Annotated in this window: 1 pseudogene; it reads left to right on the forward strand. The window is 50.2% G+C overall.

What is annotated here, in order from left to right:
• Positions 1 to 283: pseudogene (locus CWC28_RS21860) on the forward strand (2-aminoethylphosphonate--pyruvate transaminase); the annotation flags it as partial.

Genomic DNA, 283 nt, shown 5'->3' on the forward strand with positions numbered 1-283 from the left:
ATAGCTCGCCGAAGTGTTTTGTCCCAATGCCAGGGGCAGGCCCGCTCACTGTCTCTGGATCTGTATGATCAGTGGCAATGTATGGAAAAGAATAAGGGCAAGTGGCGTTTTACTTCTCCAACCCATACCGTGAGGGCTTTTCATCAGGCTCTGGCAGAGCTGGATGAAGAAGGAGGGATTGCGGCCCGCTATAAGCGCTATTCAAGCAATCAGAGTCTGCTGGTTCAGGGTATGAATGAGTTAGGGTTTCGATGTCTGTTACCTAATGAACTGCACTCGCCTT

Origin of the sequence: Pseudoalteromonas sp. S4492 (assembly GCF_005886115.1) — a bacterium.
Classification (GTDB): Bacteria; Pseudomonadota; Gammaproteobacteria; order Enterobacterales; family Alteromonadaceae; genus Pseudoalteromonas; species Pseudoalteromonas gelatinilytica.